Origin of the sequence: Rhodococcus sp. 852002-51564_SCH6189132-a, from assembly GCF_001665495.1 — a bacterium.
Taxonomy (GTDB): domain Bacteria; phylum Actinomycetota; class Actinomycetes; order Mycobacteriales; family Mycobacteriaceae; genus Rhodococcus; species Rhodococcus pyridinivorans.
In genome coordinates this window covers 1-18,056 of record NZ_LZMJ01000060.1, presented here as the reverse complement: position 1 = coordinate 18,056, position 18,056 = coordinate 1, and the positions used below count along the sequence as shown (strand labels likewise).

14 protein-coding genes are annotated in these 18,056 nt (G+C 68.1%); 6 read left to right on the top strand and 8 right to left on the bottom strand.

Going from position 1 to position 18,056, the window contains the following annotated elements; all coding sequences use genetic code 11:
- Positions 1-44: 44 nt before the first annotated feature.
- The 3 genes from A5767_RS14355 to A5767_RS14345 all read right to left on the bottom strand — a co-directional run bounded on the left by A5767_RS14355 (position 45) and on the right by A5767_RS14345 (position 2,106).
- Positions 45-665 carry a hypothetical protein gene (locus A5767_RS14355; RefSeq protein ID WP_064852553.1) on the bottom strand — a complete coding sequence of 207 codons (621 nt, stop codon included), beginning with the start codon at positions 663-665 and terminating at the stop codon, positions 45-47.
- Positions 666-983 carry a type VII secretion target gene (locus tag A5767_RS14350; protein WP_039584141.1) on the bottom strand — a complete coding sequence of 106 codons (318 nt, stop codon included), beginning with the start codon at positions 981-983 and terminating at the stop codon, positions 666-668.
- Positions 984-1,077: 94 nt separating this feature from the next.
- On the bottom strand, positions 1,078-2,106 hold the full coding sequence (locus tag A5767_RS14345; RefSeq protein ID WP_064852552.1) for an FAD-dependent monooxygenase: 1,029 nt from the start codon (positions 2,104-2,106) through the stop codon (positions 1,078-1,080).
- Positions 2,107-2,165: 59 nt separating this feature from the next.
- On the opposite strand from A5767_RS14345, the gene A5767_RS14340 reads away from it, so the two are divergent.
- The 3 genes from A5767_RS14340 to A5767_RS14330 all read left to right on the top strand — a co-directional run bounded on the left by A5767_RS14340 (position 2,166) and on the right by A5767_RS14330 (position 9,075).
- Positions 2,166-2,735 (top strand): TetR/AcrR family transcriptional regulator, encoded by a 570-nt coding sequence (locus A5767_RS14340; RefSeq protein ID WP_269064397.1) that lies wholly within the window; start codon positions 2,166-2,168, stop codon positions 2,733-2,735.
- Positions 2,736-3,035: 300 nt separating this feature from the next.
- Entirely contained in the window at positions 3,036-7,631 is a 4,596-nt protein-coding gene (gene gltB / locus A5767_RS14335; RefSeq protein WP_019290422.1) for a glutamate synthase large subunit, read from the top strand.
- Entirely contained in the window at positions 7,624-9,075 is a 1,452-nt protein-coding gene (locus A5767_RS14330; protein WP_006553332.1) for a glutamate synthase subunit beta, read from the top strand. The genes gltB and A5767_RS14330 overlap by 8 nt, the downstream gene beginning before the upstream one ends.
- A gap of 77 nt (positions 9,076-9,152) precedes the next feature.
- Here A5767_RS14330 and A5767_RS14325 read toward each other — a convergent pair whose 3' ends face one another.
- Positions 9,153-9,635, bottom strand: coding sequence for a DoxX family protein (locus tag A5767_RS14325; protein WP_019290420.1), 483 nt, complete (start codon positions 9,633-9,635; stop codon positions 9,153-9,155).
- Positions 9,636-9,824: 189 nt separating this feature from the next.
- Here A5767_RS14325 and A5767_RS14320 point away from each other — a divergent pair, with 189 nt between their 5' ends.
- The gene (locus tag A5767_RS14320) at positions 9,825-10,595 is read left to right on the top strand and encodes a hypothetical protein (protein WP_231913191.1); all 771 of its coding nucleotides are present in this window, start codon (positions 9,825-9,827) and stop codon (positions 10,593-10,595) included.
- A 200-nt stretch (positions 10,596-10,795) separates the two neighbouring features.
- Complete coding sequence (locus A5767_RS14315) at positions 10,796-11,638, top strand: cutinase family protein (protein ID WP_082937705.1); 843 nt, start codon at positions 10,796-10,798, stop codon at positions 11,636-11,638.
- A gap of 3 nt (positions 11,639-11,641) precedes the next feature.
- On the opposite strand, the gene A5767_RS14310 is transcribed toward A5767_RS14315, so the two are convergent.
- On the bottom strand, positions 11,642-12,553 hold the full coding sequence (locus A5767_RS14310; protein WP_064852551.1) for an SDR family NAD(P)-dependent oxidoreductase: 912 nt from the start codon (positions 12,551-12,553) through the stop codon (positions 11,642-11,644).
- Between the two features lie 36 nt (positions 12,554-12,589).
- Entirely contained in the window at positions 12,590-13,231 is a 642-nt protein-coding gene (locus tag A5767_RS14305) for an MSMEG_1061 family FMN-dependent PPOX-type flavoprotein (protein ID WP_006553337.1), read from the bottom strand.
- A 179-nt stretch (positions 13,232-13,410) separates the two neighbouring features.
- Here A5767_RS14305 and A5767_RS14300 point away from each other — a divergent pair, with 179 nt between their 5' ends.
- Entirely contained in the window at positions 13,411-13,893 is a 483-nt protein-coding gene (locus tag A5767_RS14300; protein ID WP_064852550.1) for a nuclear transport factor 2 family protein, read from the top strand.
- Between the two features lie 56 nt (positions 13,894-13,949).
- On the opposite strand, the gene A5767_RS14295 is transcribed toward A5767_RS14300, so the two are convergent.
- Positions 13,950-14,549 carry a histidine phosphatase family protein gene (locus A5767_RS14295; RefSeq protein WP_019290415.1) on the bottom strand — a complete coding sequence of 200 codons (600 nt, stop codon included), beginning with the start codon at positions 14,547-14,549 and terminating at the stop codon, positions 13,950-13,952.
- Positions 14,550-14,593: 44 nt separating this feature from the next.
- Positions 14,594-17,926 carry a bifunctional lysylphosphatidylglycerol synthetase/lysine--tRNA ligase LysX gene (gene lysX, locus A5767_RS14290; RefSeq protein WP_442978763.1) on the bottom strand — a complete coding sequence of 1,111 codons (3,333 nt, stop codon included), beginning with the start codon at positions 17,924-17,926 and terminating at the stop codon, positions 14,594-14,596.
- Between the last annotated feature and the right edge of the window lie 130 nt (positions 17,927-18,056).

The window sequence follows — 18,056 nt, the reverse complement described above, 5'->3', positions numbered from 1 at the left end:
CAACTCGGAGACAGTCTGCCGTGGATGGGGTGGTCAGCTGGGGATTACCCGGTCAACAATCCATGACGAGCCACTAGGAGCGCAGCGTCGGCAGCACCGTCCGGAGCATCGATGGAATGTGTGTTCTGGGAACGGAATTCACCGCCGAACGTGGAGAGCCGGATGCTGACCTGCTCGAGTCGGACGGCGGCGTCTCGATCCAGTTCGTCGAATGTGCGCACCGCCGATTTCAGTTGGACCTCGAAGTTCATGGCGGTGTCGTCGAGACCCGCTTGCACGACGAGGTCGGTCTGCGCGTCGCCCGTGTGGGTTCGGGGTGCCTCGACCCGCGCGTCGTCGTGGACGGTGAAGCCGGCTGCAACCGCGTTGTCGACGATTCCGACGACGGTGGCGCGGGCGGGAATGAGCGTGTTTGCGGCGTCGCGGAGGGCGTCGACCTGCTCGTCGACAGCGCGGCTGATGCCTTGGCCGGCCACCCGGTCACTCCACGCACGTGCCGCGGCGGCCGCCCCGCCTTCACCGTCCCATCCACCGAATGTGGAGTCCACATTCCGGTCGACGCGGTGGGTCGACTCCCGGAATGTGTTGTTTGCGGACTCAACCGCGTCGGCAGCCGTGGTGAGCGCAGCCGGATCGAGCGAGCGGATCGCGGAAGGAGACAACATCTACGGGGCCGTTCCTTCGAAGTCGGATCCGACGGCCGCGAGTTGGCGGCTGAATTCCTCCTCGGCCACCTCGTAGTTCCGTGCGGCCGCTTCGGTGGCCTCGGCCATGCGTCGCAGGCAGTTGGCCATAGCGCGGTAGGCGGTGTCGAGTGGTGCTCCCGCGCGTCCGGCGACACCACCGACCGCTGAGGATGGCATCGCGCCCGCTACCGACTCGAGCGCCGCGGACGGTTCCAAAGCGTAGATGGTCTCGGCTTCTCCCTCCAGGGCATAGGCCAGGCTCTTCAACGAGTCCGGGTCGACCTTCAGCGCTGACATCAGCTCACCAACTCCTGTCCGGCAGACGTTCCATCAGGGTTGGACGCAGCAGCGTGACGATCGGTTCCCTCGACCGGGTGATTTTCGGAACGTTTCAGGCGATGCGGCCGAATGCTGTGATGGAGGAGTCGCGGAGAGATGTCAGCCGGGACGCGGTCGCGATCCTGGCGACCGCCCGTGACGCGGGCACGAGGAGCTGGGTGCGGCGTCGACGGGCACGGTCATAGCGCTGCAGAGCGATCGGTACCGGATGCTCGGACAACAGCGTCGCGAGTGTCGTGGCGTCGACGATTGCTTCGCATGCGCCGCGGCCGAGATTCGGTGCCATCGCATGCGCCGCGTCGCCGATCAGTGCGGTGTTGCCGCGGACGTACGACGGGAGACGGGGGGATTCGTACAGGTGGTGGTACATGACGTCGTCGGGGTCGAGGCGGCCGAGGATGTCGCGTACGCCGGGGTGCCAGTCGTGGAAGCGGCCGTACAGGTCGTCGAGGGTGCCGCCCGTGCCTTCGGTGGTGCGGACGGCGGCGAACCAGTTGGTGAGGTCGCCGTCGCGGTCGGTGATTCCGAAGAGCGCGCCGGGACCCCAGGTTTCTCCATGGTTCGTGGTGGAGCCGCCGACCCAGCCGCGCCACGCTCCGTACCCGGTGTGCACGGGCCGGTAGGCCGGACCGAACACCTCGTCACGTACCGCACTGCCGATTCCGTCCGCGCCGATCATCACGTCGTATCCGGCGAGGGCCGTGAGCGGTGGCGCGGGGGCGTCGAACTTCACGATGTGGTCGGGGAGGCCGGACAGCAGGATGTCGAGGAGGGCGGGCCGGGACACCATGACCGGTGCCCGGCGAAGGTCCCCGACGTGGGCGAGCACCACACCGTCCCAGCGTCTGAGCGTCGCGGAGCGCTGTGGCACGCCGAGTTGTTCCACCCGTCCGCCGACGCCGGCAACTTCGAGTGCGGCCAGGGCAGGAGGCCACATCCCGAGCGCGGTGCCGGTGCGCGGAGGCTCCGGAGATCGTTCGAAGACGTCGATGTGCCATCCGTGGCGGAGGAGGGTGTTCGCGGCGGTGAGCCCTCCGATTCCGCCGCCGAGGATCGCTGCACTGCCTGGTTTCACGGTCATGTCATGACGGTACTACGTATGTAGTGGACAGTCACTACCCCTGTAGTGATCCTCGTAGAATGTCTCTCGTGACCGACAAACGCGCCACCGTCCTCGACGCCGCAATCGAACTCGTGGGGACCGAAGGATTGCGCGCCCTCACCCACCGCCGCGTGGATGCCATCGCCGGTGTGCCGGCCGGCTCCACGTCGAACTACTTCCGCACCCGCCAGGCTCTCGTCGAAGGGGTGCTCGACAGGCTCCTCGAGCGGGACCGGGTCCAGCTCGAGGCGATCGGCGCCGCGTTGCCGGGGGACGCACGTGAGCTCGAAGACCTGGCGCACGGATATGTGATGTTCGTGACGGGGGACGACCTCGTGCGGACCCGCGCACGCTTCGCGATGTTCGTCGAGGCGATGGCGACGCCCGAACTGCGTGCCGGGGTCGAAACCCGCCGCAGCGAACTGCGCGGATGGATCGGGACCGTGCTCGCGGGCCTCGGCGTCGACGATTCCGCCACCGCCGCGCGGGTTCTCATCGACTACCTGGACGGACTGATCCTGCATCGCTGCACCTCGCAGGACGACGGGCCGGACCCGCGCGACGGCGTGTCCCGAATGGTGCGAATGCTGCTTTCCACGGCAGGGTGACGCCCGCGATTCCGGTGCGTTACGGCTGCGTTTCCGCAGGTGGGCGGAAGAATAGGGCAGGCTTGCTTGCATTACCCCCCGCCACCTGGCATATCGTTCGTTTCGAAGACGGTGGGACCACGACGTTCCACCGGTCGCCGGGTCCACGCTCGCGCTGCCGAAAAGGCACCCGCACCGTCGCGGATGAGCGGATACTGGCGATGTCGAAGGTATCGGGCACCCGGCCGATACCCGTCTACGGCAGTAGATGGCCATCAGCGCTGCTGGTCGTCGGTGCTATCGCATCAACGAAGGCTAGGTATGACTCATCTCCCCGGGCCTCGAGGGCTCTACCACCCGGCGAACGAGCACGACTCCTGTGGCGTCGCGTTCGTCGTCGACATGCACGGTCGTCGCAGTCGCGACATCGTGGAGAAGGCGATCACCGCCCTGGTGAATCTCGAACACCGCGGTGCAGCGGGAGCGGAACAGAACACCGGCGACGGCGCCGGCATCCTGATCCAGGTCCCCGACGCCTACTTCCGTGAGGTCGTCGACTTCGATCTTCCCGCCGAAGGCGCATACGCGACCGGTATCGCGTTCCTGCCCAAGGACACCGCCAAGGCCGACGCCGCGGCCGCCGAGGTCGACCGCATCGTCGCCGAAGAGGGCCTCGAGGTCCTCGGCTGGCGCGAGGTGCCGATCGACGAGTCCGAGCTGGGTTCCATGGCCAAGGACGCCATGCCCACCTTCCGGCAGATCTTCATCGCCTCCGGCGCCCGCGCGCTCACCGGCCTCGAGCTCGAGCGCCGCGCGTACGTCGTGCGCAAGCGCACCGAGCACGAGCTCGGCCACCACGGCGCGGGCGAGGACGGTCCCGGCAGCGAGACCGTCTACTTCCCGAGCCTGTCGGCGTCGACCTTCGTCTACAAGGGCATGCTCACCACGCCCCAGATGAAGGGCTTCTACCGCGACCTGCAGGACGAGCGCGTCGTCTCGGCCCTCGGTCTCGTGCACTCGCGCTTCTCCACCAACACGTTCCCGTCGTGGCCGCTCGCGCATCCCTTCCGCCGCGTGGCGCACAACGGCGAGATCAACACCGTCACGGGCAATGCCAACTGGATGCGCGCCCGTGAGGCACTCATCGACACCGAGGTCTTCGGCGGTCGCGACAAGCTCGAGAAGATCTTCCCGGTCTGCACGCCGGGTGCGTCCGACACCGCGCGTTTCGACGAGGTGCTCGAACTGCTGCACCTCGGTGGTCGCAGCCTGCCGCACGCCGTGCTCATGATGATCCCCGAGGCGTGGGAGCGCCACGACTCGATGGATCCGGCCCGTCGCGCGTTCTACGAGTACCACGCGGCCCTCATGGAGCCGTGGGACGGACCGGCCTCGGTGTGCTTCACCGACGGCACCGTCATCGGCGCCGTGCTCGACCGCAACGGCCTGCGCCCCTCACGTGCCTGGGTCACCGACGACGGCCTCGTCGTCATGGCCTCCGAGGTGGGTGTGCTCGACATCCCCACCGAGAAGATCGTCAGCAAGCGTCGCCTGCAGCCGGGCCGCATGTTCCTCGTCGACACGGCCAAGGGCCGCATCGTCGAGGACGAGGAGATCAAGCGCGAGCTCGCCGCCGAGCATCCCTACGAGGAGTGGGTCGCAGGCGGCGTCACCCGTCTCGAGGATCTGCCCGAGAGCAAGTACACCTACATGTCGCACGAGCGTGTCGTGCTGCGGCAGCAGGTATTCGGCTACACCCGCGAAGAGGTCGACCTCCTCGTCAAGCCGATGGCGGCCTCCGGAGCCGAGGCGCTCGGCTCGATGGGCACCGACACGCCGATCGCCGTGCTGTCGTCGCGTCCGCGTCAGCTGTTCGACTTCTTCTCGCAGCTGTTCGCCCAGGTCACCAACCCGCCGCTCGACGCCATCCGCGAGGAGATCGTCACCAGCATGGGCGGCATGCTCGGCCCCGAGGGCGACCTGCTGAACCCGACCGAGGCGTCGTGCCGGCAGATTCTCATCGGTGCGCCGGTCATCGACAACGACGACCTGCAGAAGCTCATCCACGTCAACGACGAGAAGCAGTTCCCCGGCTTCAACAGCGTCATCATCCGCGGCCTGTACCCGGTCGCGGAGGGCGGTGAGGGTCTGCGTCGCGCCCTCGCCTCGATCCGCGAGCAGGTCTCGCAGGCCATCGAGAAGGGCGCACGCCTGATCGTGCTGTCCGACCGCGAGTCCGACGAGAAGCTGGCGCCGATCCCGTCGCTGCTGCTCACCTCCGCGGTGCACCACCACCTCGTCCGCGAGAAGACCCGCACCAAGGTCGGTCTGCTCGTCGAGGCCGGCGACGCCCGCGAGGTCCACCACATCGCCGCCCTGTGCGGTTTCGGTGCGGCCGTGGTCAACCCGTACATGGCGTTCGAGAGCATCGACGAGCTGTTGCAGAACGGCGACCTGCCCGAGGGCATGACCCTCGACAAGGCCATCGCCAACTACATCAAGGCGGCCTCGAAGGGCGTGCTCAAGGTGATGTCCAAGATGGGCATCTCCACGCTCGCCTCCTACACCGGTGCGCAGCTGTTCCAGGTCATCGGCCTGTCGCAGGAACTCGTCGACGAGTACTTCACCGGTCTGCAGTCGCAGCTCGGCGGTGTCGGTCTCGACGAGATCGCCGCGGACGTCGCGGCCCGTCACCGCACGGCCTTCCTCGACCGCCAGTCCGAGCGCGCGCACCGCGAGCTCGAGGTGGGTGGCGAGTACCAGTGGCGTCGTGAGGGCGAGTACCACCTGTTCAACCCGGACACGGTGTTCAAGCTCCAGCACGCGACCCGCACCGGCCAGTACTCGATCTTCAAGGAGTACACGAAGCTCGTCGACGACCAGTCGGAGCGACTCGCGTCGCTGCGCGGTCTGTTCGAGTTCAAGAAGGGCGTGCGCCCGCCGGTGCCGCTCGACGAGGTCGAGCCGGCGAGCGAGATCGTCAAGCGCTTCTCGACCGGTGCGATGAGCTACGGCTCCATCTCGGCCGAGGCGCACGAGACCCTCGCGATCGCGATGAACCGTCTCGGTGGCCGCTCGAACTCCGGTGAGGGCGGCGAGCATCCGAGCCGTTTCACCCCGGACGAGAACGGCGACTGGCGGCGCTCGGCGATCAAGCAGGTCGCCTCGGGTCGCTTCGGTGTGACCGCGCACTACCTGAGCAACTGCACCGACATCCAGATCAAGATGGCGCAGGGCGCGAAGCCCGGTGAGGGCGGCCAGCTGCCGCCGCACAAGGTGTACCCGTGGGTCGCCGAGGTCCGTGGTTCGACGCCCGGCGTCGGCCTGATCTCGCCGCCGCCGCACCACGACATCTACTCGATCGAGGATCTCGCGCAGCTGATCCACGACCTGAAGAACGCCAACCCGAAGGCCCGCATCCACGTGAAGCTGGTCTCCGAGCTCGGTGTCGGCACGGTCGCCGCGGGTGTGTCGAAGGCACACGCCGACGTCGTGCTCATCTCGGGTCACGACGGTGGTACCGGCGCGTCGCCGCTGACCTCCCTCAAGCACGCGGGTGCTCCCTGGGAGATCGGTCTCGCCGAGACCCAGCAGACGCTGATGCTCAACGGTCTGCGCGACCGCATCGTCGTGCAGGTCGACGGCCAGATGAAGACCGGCCGCGACGTCGTGGTCGCCGCTCTCCTCGGCGCCGAGGAGTACGGTTTCGCGACCGCGCCGCTCGTGGTCTCGGGCTGCATCATGATGCGTGTGTGCCACCTCGACACCTGCCCCGTGGGTGTCGCGACGCAGAACCCGGTGCTGCGCAAGCGGTTCACCGGTAAGCCGGAGTTCGTCGAGAACTTCATGCTGTACATCGCCGAAGAGGTGCGCGAGTACCTCGCCGAACTCGGTTTCCGCAGTCTCGACGAGGCCATCGGCCAGGTGGACGTCCTCGACACCCGCAAGGCCGTCGAGCACTACCGCGCGTCGAAGCTCGACCTGTCGCCGCTGCTCGAGAAGGTCACCTCCCCGATCTTCGGTGAGCAGGACATGCACTGCACCAAGGAGCAGTACCACGCTCTCGACAAGGCACTCGACAACGAGCTGATCGCGAAAGCGCAGCCTGCTCTCGAGTCGGGTACGTCGGTCTCGTTCGACACTCCGATCACCAACGTCAACCGCACCGTCGGCACGATGCTCGGCCACGAGCTCACCAAGAAGTACGGTGCGGAAGGGTTGCCGGACAACACGATCGACATCACCTTCGCAGGTTCGGCCGGCAACAGCTTCGGTGCGTTCGTCCCGCGCGGCATCACGATGCGGCTCAACGGCGACGCGAACGACTTCGTCGGCAAGGGCCTGTCGGGTGGTCGCATCATCGTGCGCCCGCCGCACAATGCGGCCGAGGGTTTCGTGCCCGAGGACAACATCATCGCCGGCAACGTCATCCTGTTCGGTGCCACCTCGGGTGAGGTCCTCATCCGTGGCATCGCGGGTGAGCGCTTCGCGGTCCGCAACTCCGGAGCCACGGCCGTCGTCGAAGGCGTCGGCGACCACGGCTGCGAGTACATGACGGGTGGCAAGGTCGTCATCCTCGGCAAGACCGGCCGCAACTTCGGTGCGGGCATGTCCGGTGGCGTCGCGTTCGTGTACAACCCGGACAAGGACTTCGAGAACAACCTGAACACCGAGCTGGTCGACCTCGAGGATCTCGAGGGCGAGGACTTCGCGTGGCTCAAGGGCGCCGTCGAACGGCATCGTGACGAAACGGGCTCCGAGGTCGCAGCCCGCATCCTGGCCGACTGGTCACAACAGGTCAGCCACTTCGCGAAGGTCATGCCTCGCGATTACAAGAAGGTACTCATGGCTATCAAGGACGCCACCATCCGTGGTGCGAACGTGGACGAGGCGATCATGGAGGCTGCTCGTGGCTGATCCCACCGGTTTCCTCAAGCACGGTTCCCGCGAGACGCCGGTCCGCCGGCCTGTCCCGCTGCGACTCCTCGACTGGAAGGAGGTCTACGAGCCGTTCCCGCTCGACACCCTCCGGACCCAGGCAAGCCGTTGCATGGACTGCGGTATCCCCTTTTGCCACAACGGTTGCCCGCTCGGGAATCTCATCCCCGAGTGGAACGACCTCGCCTACAAGGGTAAGTGGGAGGACGGGATCGAGCGTCTCCACGCCACGAACAACTTCCCCGAGTTCACCGGCCGGCTCTGCCCGGCGCCCTGTGAGGCGTCGTGCGTGCTCGGCATCAACCAGGACCCGGTGACCATCAAGCAGGTCGAGGTCGAGCTGGTCGAGAAGGCCTTCGACGACGGCCGCGTCAAGCCGGTTCCGCCGTCGAAGCTCACCGGCCGCAAGGTCGCGGTAGTCGGCTCCGGGCCTGCCGGTCTCGCTGCGGCACAGCAGCTCACGCGTGCCGGTCACTCGGTGACGGTGTTCGAGCGGGCCGACCGCATCGGTGGTCTTCTCCGTTACGGCATCCCCGAGTTCAAGATGGAGAAGCGCTTCATCGACCGCCGTCTCGCGCAGATGGAGGCCGAGGGCACCGTCTTCAAGCCGGGCGTGAACGTGGGTGTCGACATCACCGCCGATGAGCTGCGCGAGCAGTTCGACGCCGTGGTGCTCGCCGGCGGCGCGACCGTCGCCCGCGACCTGCAGATCCCCGGACGCGAGCTCGACGGCATCCACCAGGCGATGGAGTTCCTGCCGATCGCCAACCGCGTGCAGCTCGGCGATCTGCCGGCCCCGACCATCACGGCCGAGGGTAAGAAGGTCGTCATCATCGGCGGTGGCGACACCGGCGCCGACTGCCTGGGCACCTCGCACCGTCAGGGTGCGGAGAGCGTCCACCAGTTCGAGATCATGCCGCGGCCGCCGGAGCAGCGCGCCGAGTCCACCCCGTGGCCGACCTACCCCCTCATGTACCGCGTCTCGTCGGCGCACGAGGAGGGCGGCGAGCGCGTCTTCTCCGTCAACACCGAGGAATTCATCGGCAAGGACGGCAAGGTCACCGCGCTGAAGGCGCACGAGGTGCAGATGGTCGACGGTCGCTTCGAGAAGGTCGAAGGAAGCGACTTCGAACTCGAGGCCGATCTGGTGCTGCTCGCGATGGGCTTCACCGGTGCCGAGAAGCCGGGTCTGCTCACCGATCTCGGGGTCGACTTCGACCAGCGTGGCAACGTCGCCCGTTCGTCGGAGTGGTCCACCAACGTCGACGGTGTCTTCGTCGCCGGCGACATGGGTCGCGGACAGTCGCTCATCGTCTGGGCGATCGCCGAGGGTCGCGCGTGCGCCGCTGCGGTGGACCGCTTCCTCGAGGGTGAGACGGCGTTGCCGGCGCCGATCGCGACCACCACGATGCCGCAGCGCTGAACGAGGTACGACCACTGGGCCGCACACCGGAAGGTGTGCGGCCCAGTGGCGTTCGGGGGCGGCGTTCGTGGGTGGGGTCAGGCGTCGACGAGCGACGCGGGATCGGTGTCGGTTGCGGTGGCCGGCGCCGGTTCGGGTGTGGCCTCCTCGCGCCGCCGCGCGAGGAGGCGATCCACGGCCCACGATCCGGAGCCGAGGAAGATCAGGACGAACATCGCCCAGCAGAACAGCGCGGCGGATTCACCGTCGTTCTGGATGGGCAGTGCGCCGTCGGCCTGGTGACCCCAGAAGTAGGCGTACGCCATCGATCCGGAGCCGAGGAAGGCCGCGAGCCGGGTACCGAGACCGACGATCAGGGCGGTGCCGCACACGACCTGGATGATCGCACCCCACCAGCCGGGCCATGCGCCGAGTTGTGCGGTGGTTCCGCCGTAGGGTTCCGCCGGCCACGCCCACAGGCTCGTGGTGCCGTGGCAGAGGAACAGGAAACCGACGGCGATGCGGAAGGCGGCGACGGCGTGATCGCCGAAACGGTCCGGCCAATGGCGCACTGAGTTCATCACGTGCGGAAGTAAAGCATGCCTACCCTTACATGCGGGGTGCTTGGTCATCGTTCCTCGGGTTTCGGTGGAGCTGCCCCTGCTTTCCGGGGGTGGATCCACAGAAATCCGCTCAACAGGGACCACCGGACGCGCTGTGCTTGTGATATTTCCGTGTCGCCGGGCGTCGCACCCGTTATGGTTCTGCGCATGACGGCTACGAGACGGGCACTGGCGACGGTCGTGATGGGTGCGGGTGCCGTCGTGGCTGCCGTCGCGGCGGCTCCGGCCGCGACCGCGGACCCTGCGGACGCGTGCATCCGCAACGGTGGCGGGCTCGTGACGATCGACGGCGCCGAGCCCGTCCCACCGGTTTTCGGATTCGACGGTCCCCGCCTGCTCGGACTCCAGGGCGGCGTCGGCAACGCATGCATCACCAACGTGGGTCCCGGCGCCGTGACCGTCACGCATCCCGAGGGGCGTGTCCCGGGACGCACCGAGGTGTCCACCGCGCTCGTGGAGATGCGGGTCGACGGCGGGCTCGGCAACGTCGCCGTCACCAATGTCGGTACCGGTGCGGTCACGGTGCACCGGACGGAGGTCACGCCCGAGCCCGTTGCGGGGCCTGCACAGGCTCCGCTCCCCGGGATGCCGGAGCTGATCCTCGACGCGGGAACCGACGGCGTCTTCGTCACGAATGTCGGTACGGGCGGTGTCACGGTCGTCGACCGTGCCGTCGCGCCGGCGGAGCTCCCGGCCCCGCCACCGCCTCCGCCGGGCGCAGTGGTCACCGATCCGTTCAGTGGAAACATCTATGTGACAAACCTTTTCGGGCCCGACATCGTCGTCGCGGAACCCGCCTCGACCGCCGAAGGGAGCGTCGTCGAGCGGCCGGTTCCGGGAACGGCGGTCGACTACGGGACGGGCAACGTCTTCGTGACGAACATCGGTGGGGGACAGGTGACCGTCGTCCGCGGCTGATCCGCCGGCCCCGTCGTTTCCCGACAACGTTCCGGACTCGGATACATCACATCCGGTTCACGAATATGTCATCCTTCTACTCGATACTGCCGGGGAGGGACGCGGCACCAGGACAGTAGCGGGGCGGGGACATGGCTATGAGAAGAGTGTGGGCGGCAACGGTGGCCGCAGTGGCGGCATGTGCAGCAGTATTCGCTGCAATGCCTGCGGCGCAAGCCAATCCGCCCGGATGTCCGACCCTGAACGTGGTCGCTGTGCCTGGAACATGGGAGACCTCGAACACCCCCGACCCCGGCCGCGGGAACGGCATGCTCGCCCAGGTCACGTCCAATCTTCCCGCCGGCGCCCGCGTCGACTACGTCGCGTATCCCGCCACGGCCTTTCCGTGGGAGGGCGACGTGTACGCGGCCTCCCGCAATCGCGCCGTCGACAACGCACGCGGCATCATCGCGGCCACCGCCGAGCGGTGCCCCCTCACGAACTTCGCCCTCGTCGGCTACAGCCAGGGTGCCGATGCCGCAGGCGATCTCGCCGCCGAGATCGGCACCGGGCTGGGAGTGATCGGTCCGCACCGCCTCGTCGCGGTGGGTCTGCTGTCCGATCCGCGCCGCTCCGAACTCGACCCGTTCGTCGGTCCGCCCGTCGCCGGCACCGGTGCGGGAGGTGCCCGCGCGGGAGGCTTCGGATTCGTAACGCCCAACGTGCGCACCATCTGCGCGGTGGGCGACCTCTACTGCTCGACGCCGCCGGAGGACTTCGTCACGCGACTGGCCGGCTTCCTCGCGATCTCGGCGGGCAGCCCGTTCGAGCAGCTCGAGAACTACCGCGACGAGGCGACGGCGCTCTACAACGACATCATGACCGCCGGGGGCATCCCGATGCTGCAGCTACAGCTCACGCCCGAGGCGAACGAGCTGCGCGAGCAGAAGATCCGAACCTTCTACGAGTCGCAGATCCACCAGGACTACTCGAACTACGTGGTCGACGGTCGCGGAACGACGGCCACGCGGTGGCTGCACGACTGGATCGCCTCGAAGACCTGACCATCAATCGATGTCGAATCGTGCGCCCACACGCATGACACGGGGCGCGAAGCGCATCAGCCACTTGCGGACCTTCGCGCCCGGGGCGACCGTCACCACAGGCTTGTTGTGACGGACAGCCCCGACGATCGCCTTGGCCACCTTCTCCGGCGCGATGTGCAGGCGCCGGTACATCGCGAGGGTGCGGGTGCGTCGTGCTGCTCGTAGTTCCTTGTTCGGCGCGACGTACTCCGTCGCCCGGGTGAGGTTGGTGTCCACCAGGTCGGGACACACGACGGTCACGCCGATCCCGTGTTCGAGCAGTTCGGCGCGCAGGCACTCCGACAGCATGAACACCCCGGCCTTGCTCGTCGTGTAGGCGGCGAGGTTGCGTTGCGGCATGTACGCCGCGGCCGACGAGACGTTGACGATCTGCCCGCCCGTGCCGGCCTCGATCATCTGCTCCGTGAAGGCGCGGCAGCCGTAGACCACTCCCCAGAAGTTCACGTCCATCACGTTCTCGAAGACGCTCTGCGGAGTGTCGGCGAAGGCACCGATGACACCGATGCCCGCGTTGTTGACGAGCACGTCGGCGACGCCGTGCCGTTCGCGAACGGTCTGCGCGAACTTCCGGACCTGCTGTTCGTCGGAGACGTCGAGTTCGTAGGCGTGAGCGGCGCCGCCGAAGACGGCCTCGGAACCTCCGGCACCGGGAGCCGGGACGTTCACGAGCGCCACCGTCTCGCGGGCGCTGTCGAGATCCTTGTCTGCCACGACGACGATGGCACCTTCGGCGGCGAAGGCGATCGCCGAGGCCCGGCCGATCCCGCCACCACCACCGGTGACGACGACGAGGGCGCCGGTCAGGTCGCGCAGGCGGCTGCGTAGTGCAGCGCCGGCGCGCCAGCGGCGTATCTGGGCGATCCGAGAGGTCACCCCACCATCGTGACGCACTCGCCGCGTGTGGTCCGGTCAGTACAGGAACTCGCGGTAGAGCTCGCGTTTGCCCGGCTCGGCGTCGGCCGGGATCTCGATCGAGTGGAGTTCGGCGTGCATGTCGCGCATCGAGGGGACCGCCGCACGGTCGGGATAGGTCGACGGATCCCACAGCTTGGCGCGGAGCAACGCCCGCGCGCAGTGCAGGAAGACCTCGTCGATCTGCACGATCACAGCGAGCTGCGCCGGCTTGTTCTGCAGCGACAGCTTCCCGAGCAGGTCGGGGTCGGTCGACAGCGTGGCGCGGCCGTTGATCCGCAGCACCTCCTCGTCGCCGGGGACGAAGAACAGCAGCCCGACGTGAGGGTTCTCGAGGATGTTCCGGTACGAGTCGGCGCGGCGATTGCCGGGCCGGTCGGGCAGCGCGATCGTGTGGTCGTCGAGGACGAGCACCGCCGACTCGATGTCGCCGCGCGGCGAGCAGTCGCAGTTGCCGACGGCGTCGGCGGTGGCGATCGTGAAGAACCGCGCCAGCGACAGGAAATGCCTGATGAGCGGCGTCAGGTGTGGTCGCGCCTTGTCGACGATCGCCGGGTGCGGAATGCCCAGGACGGCCTCGAGCTCGTCCTGTGTCCGTATCCCGCCCTGTACGAGTTCGTCGATCCTGTCCGCATCCATCCGGTGCACCTCCGGCGGTGACCGTATCAATCCTGCACGGGAAGATCACGTCGGCGTCCGTGTCATGCCCTGGTCAGGGGCTGCACAGTCGATTGCTTCCGGTCACCGGGACGACCCGGGAGGCAGGACTCCGGACCCCGGTAGAACGGGTGGCGACGCCCCCGCCCGGAAGGATCGAGATGACCGACTCCGCCCTGCTGGCCTCCCTCCTCGAACGCGTACAGCTCCTCGAGGACAAGGCTGCGATCCACGAGGTCCTCACGGCGTACGGCCCGGCCGTCGACGCCGGTGACGCCGAGGCGGTGGGGGAACTGTGGGCCGAGGACGCCGTCTACGACGTCGACATCCGCCTGATGGAGGGTCGCGACGCCATCATGAAGATGGTGCGCACCCGACCGCACCAGGACTACATCGAGGAGGGCTGCGGTCATCTGCTCGACCCGGTGCACATCCGGGTCGACGGCGACACCGCCGTCGCGACCTGCTACTCCCTGCTGCTGCGCCGCAACGCCGATTCGGATTCGTTCCGGGTGTGGCGGGTGAGCGCCAATCGTTTCGAACTCGCCCGGATCGACGGCAGCTGGAAGATCGTGCGCCGCACGTCGCGGTTGCTCGACGGCAGCACCGCCGCCCGTGACCTCCTCGCGAGCGCACGGCGCTGAACCCACGACTCGCGGGTGGGCGCTGGGGGCTCACCCGCGGCCGGCTCCCGGGGCGCTCACACGCGCAGGGTGTCGCGTACGTGCCCGGTCTCGTTGATCGACGCGACGCGGCGCGCGCCGCTGCGTGAGACGAGGATGCGCGTCACCGACGCGTACTCGATGGGGAACATCAGCGGCCGGGGCAGCTCGAGCAGGTGCTGCAGCACGATGTTCACGACCCCACCGTGGGCGAACAGCGCCACGGTCTCGGCGTGGTCGCACGTGTCCACCACGTGGTCGATCCCTCGCAGCACCCGCGTGCGGAAGGCGTCCCCGTCCACGAAATCGGGCAGGTGACCTGCCAGGATGCGCTTGTAGGCGGCCGGTGCGACGTCCTTCGCGGCGTCGATCGTGAAGTAGTGGTCGTGGCCGTAGTCGTACTCGGCAATGTCCTCCATCTTCTCCACGTCGAGCCCGCGTCGTTCCGCGACCGGCTCGGCCGTCTGCAGGGCCCGCAACTGCGGGCTCGAGAACAGGCGGGTGATGTTGTAGGGGGACAGCGCGTCCGGCAACCGCGACGCCTGGAGACGACCGGCCTCCGTGAGCGGCGGGTCGGCGCCCCCGGTCTCGGCGCGGGCGTTGTTCGGCTCGGCGTGACGGATCAGGAGTAGCTGCACGACCTCACGATGCCAGGTGGAGCGGTTTCACGTGAAACCACCCGTCAGGAGCGCCGCGGCTTCGTGAACGGGAACGCCAGCGACTCGCGGATGCTCCCTCCCAGTACGAGCATCACGATCCGGTCGACACCCATACCGAGGCCGCCGGTGGGAGGCATCGCGTATTCGAGTGCTTCGAGGAACTCCTCGTCGAGTTCCATCGCCTCCTCGTCACCGCCCGCGGCGAGCAGCGACTGCTCCGTGAGGCGAGCACGCTGGTCGAGCGGATCGGTGAGCTCGCTGTAGGCGGTCCCCAGCTCGACACCCCAGGCCACCAGGTCCCACTTCGCCGCGACACCCGGCTTGCGGGGGTGCGGCCGGGTCAACGGCGACACCGAGGTCGGGAAGTCGGTGTAGAAGGTGGGGAACTCCGTCTTCGATTCGACGAGGTGCTCGTACATCTCCTGCGCGGTGGCGCCGGCGTCCCAGGCCGGGTTGTAGGGGATCTCGTGTTCGTCGCACAGGCGTCGCAGGACGTCGACGGGGGTCTGCGCATCGACGAACGTCCCGAGCGCCTCGGAGATCGCGTCGTGGAAGGTCTTGACGGGCCACTCGCCGGAGATGTCGATCTCGACCGGGATACCGTCGGGTCCGGGCCGCAGGATGATCTCGCGTCCGTGTGCCGCGCGGGCCGCTGCCTGGATCAACTCGCGTGCGACCACCCGCATCTTCTCGTAGTCGCTGTGCGCCTCATATGCCTCGAGGATCGTGAACTCCGGGTTGTGCTTGAAATCCGCACCCTCGTTGCGGAACACCCGGCCGATCTCGAAGACCTTCGCCATGCCCGCGACGCACAACCGCTTCAGATACAGCTCGGGGGCGATCCGCAGGTACAGATCGGCGTCGTAGGCGTTGATGTGCGTGATGAACGGTGCGGCGTTCGCGCCGCCGTGCACCGACTGCAGGATGGGGGTCTCCACCTCGAGATAGCCGCGCGCCTGCAGTTCGTCGCGTAGCGACCGCACCACCGCGCTGCGTGCCGCGAGGTGGTCGCGTGCCCCGCGGTCGATCGCGAGATGCAGATAGCGTTGCCGCACGCGGGCTTCCGGGTCGACGAGGCCGTGGTACTTGTCGGGCAGCGGATGCAGGCACTTGCCGTCGATGCGCCACGAGTCGGCGAGCACCGAGATCTCGCCGGTGCGGCTGCGTCCCACCTCGCCCGACACCTCGACGAGGTCACCGAGGTCGAACAGGAAGCGTTGTCCGGCAACCCGTTGCCGGTCGATGAGGATCTGGATGTCGCCCGACCAGTCGCGCAGCACCGCGAACAGCACACCGCCGAAGTTGCGGATGCGCAGCAGGCGTCCCGCCACGGTCACCGGGGTGCCGGACTTCGCGGCCCGGGCCTCGGCGGCCGTGTGGGTCGGGGGATGCGCGACCGGATAGGGATCGACACCGTGCTCGACGATCCGCTGCAGGGTGTTCATCCGCACCTGGACCTGTTCGGGGCGGCGACGTCCGTGCGAGACGGCGGGCGTGCCGTCGGCAAGCTCGACGTCGGGTGCGCTGCCGTCGTTGTGCAGTTCTGCCGCGGCCACCTGGTCCTCGGGGAACGCCGAGTGTGTTCCCGTGTGCTGCTGGGTGTTCCGACGACCGAAGGTGGGGAGGGTGAGGAAGCCCTCGGCGATCGCCGACGCGAGCGCGACGCGCGGGATGAGCCGGTTGTCGCGGAAACACAGGAAGCGGGGCACCCATTCGGGGTGGTACTTGACGTTGGACCGGTACAACGCCTCGAGCTGCCACCACCGTGAGAAGAACAGCAGGATCGACCGCCACAACCGCAGGATCGGGCCGGCACCGATCCGCGCGCCCTCCTCGAAGACCGACCGGAAGACCGCGAAGTTCAACGAGATCCGCTCGACGTCGAATTCGGCACCGCGTGAGGCGAGCTCGGAGACCATGAGTTCGACGACGCCGTTGGGGGCCTGCGGGTCGCGGCGCATGAGGTCGAGTGACACGCCGTCCGATCCCCAGGGCACGAGCGAGAGCATCGCGACGACCTTGCCGTCCGCGACCGCTTCGACGAGCAGGCAGTCGCCGTCGAGCGGGTCGCCGAGCCGGCCGAGGGCCATCGAGAAACCGCGCTCGTTTTCGGTGTCGCGCCAGGCCTCGGCGCGCTGGATCGCCGCCGACAGCTCGATGGGTGACAGTTCGCGGTGACGCATGATCCGCGCGGTCACACCGTGTTTGCGGGCGCGGTTGACGGCCTGCCGCACCGGTCGCATGTCGCGTCCGGCGAGACTGAAGTCGCGGGTGAGCAGGACGGCCTCGTCGCCGAGCTGCAGCGCGTTCAGACCCGCACGGTGGTAGGCCGTCGCACCGTCCTCGCTCGCCCCCATCACCGCGGGTGTCCACCCATAGGCGCGGGCGAGGTCGAGCCATTCGTCGATGGCGTGCGGCCACGCTTCGGGGTTGCCGATCGGATCACCGCTCGCGAGGCACACGCCGAGTTCGACGCGGTAGGTCACCGCGGCCTTGCCGCTGGGGGCGAACACCACGGCCTTATCGCGGCGGGTCGCGAAGTAGCCGAGCGAATCGTCGCTCTGGGCGAGCAGACCGCGGATGGCCGATTCGTCACTGCCGGTGAGCGCGTTGCTCGCTCGCTGTGAACGGAACAGCACCACGACCGCCGCGAGCACGGCGAGGGCGCCGAGGAGGCCGAGGATCGTGTTGACCAGCCCGTTCGGGCGGCCACCGAACTGGTCGTTGTCGATGAACGTCAGCGCGGTGACGCGGTTGAGCGCCCACAGGAACCGGTCGGTAGCGGGCAGGGTGCCAGGGAACAGTTCCACCAGGCCCCAGCCGATGAGCGTCGCGACGACCAGACCACCCACGAGCACACCGAGTGCGGCCCAGGCGTTTCCGCGCCGCACGCGCGTGTAGAACTCGGGATAGGACAGCAGCAGGAGCGCGACGATCAGCAGATGGACGACCAACGCGACGAGGTGGTTCGGGTCGCGCTCGACGATACTCATCACGAGATTGGTGATGGAGAATCCGCCGAGGTAGATCGTCAGGATCCACCACGCGATGCGTTTTCGGCCGGCGATCGCACCGGCGAGCAGGCCGAGGACGAGCGCGAACGACAGGCTCGTGTCGGGGGCGTCGAAGTAGTACTCGTCGAGATATTCGCGCGGGGCGTGGATCCAGTAACGCAGGGTCGGGGAGATCGACCACAATGCGACCACGACCGCGTAGATGCCCAGGATCAGGCCGAAGATGTGCGGTACGGCGGACAGACGTCCACCGACACGGTCGGTCAGCGACGGCCGGGAGGGCGGTCGGGCGTCCTCCACCGGACGCGGGCGCTCGACAGGAGCGGCGGAATCCGCAGACATGGAATAGAACGGTAACGGGCAAACGCGGCAGCCGTGGGACGAACGGCCGCGGGGGGTGGGGGGGACCCCCGCCCCCGGGCGGGCCGCACCCCCCCGCCGGGGGCGGGGGGAAGAGCGCGCCCGGCCCGGG

Bases quoted from the DNA above. Each gene is read 5' to 3' on its own strand.
- A5767_RS14345 (WP_064852552.1), bottom strand. From the start codon at position 2,106: ATGACCGTGAAACCAGGCAGTGCAGCGATCCTCGGCGGCGGAATCGGA.
- lysX (WP_442978763.1), bottom strand. From the start codon at position 17,926: ATGTCTGCGGATTCCGCCGCTCCTGTCGAGCGCCCGCGTCCGGTGGAG.
- A5767_RS14325 (WP_019290420.1), bottom strand. From the start codon at position 9,635: ATGAACTCAGTGCGCCATTGGCCGGACCGTTTCGGCGATCACGCCGTC.
- A5767_RS14320 (WP_231913191.1), top strand. From the start codon at position 9,825: ATGACGGCTACGAGACGGGCACTGGCGACGGTCGTGATGGGTGCGGGT.
- A5767_RS14340 (WP_269064397.1), top strand. From the start codon at position 2,166: ATGTCTCTCGTGACCGACAAACGCGCCACCGTCCTCGACGCCGCAATC.
- gltB (WP_019290422.1), top strand. From the start codon at position 3,036: ATGACTCATCTCCCCGGGCCTCGAGGGCTCTACCACCCGGCGAACGAG.
- A5767_RS14305 (WP_006553337.1), bottom strand. From the start codon at position 13,231: ATGGATGCGGACAGGATCGACGAACTCGTACAGGGCGGGATACGGACA.
- A5767_RS14355 (WP_064852553.1), bottom strand. From the start codon at position 665: ATGTTGTCTCCTTCCGCGATCCGCTCGCTCGATCCGGCTGCGCTCACC.
- A5767_RS14300 (WP_064852550.1), top strand. From the start codon at position 13,411: ATGACCGACTCCGCCCTGCTGGCCTCCCTCCTCGAACGCGTACAGCTC.
- A5767_RS14315 (WP_082937705.1), top strand. From the start codon at position 10,796: ATGCCTGCGGCGCAAGCCAATCCGCCCGGATGTCCGACCCTGAACGTG.
- A5767_RS14350 (WP_039584141.1), bottom strand. From the start codon at position 983: ATGTCAGCGCTGAAGGTCGACCCGGACTCGTTGAAGAGCCTGGCCTAT.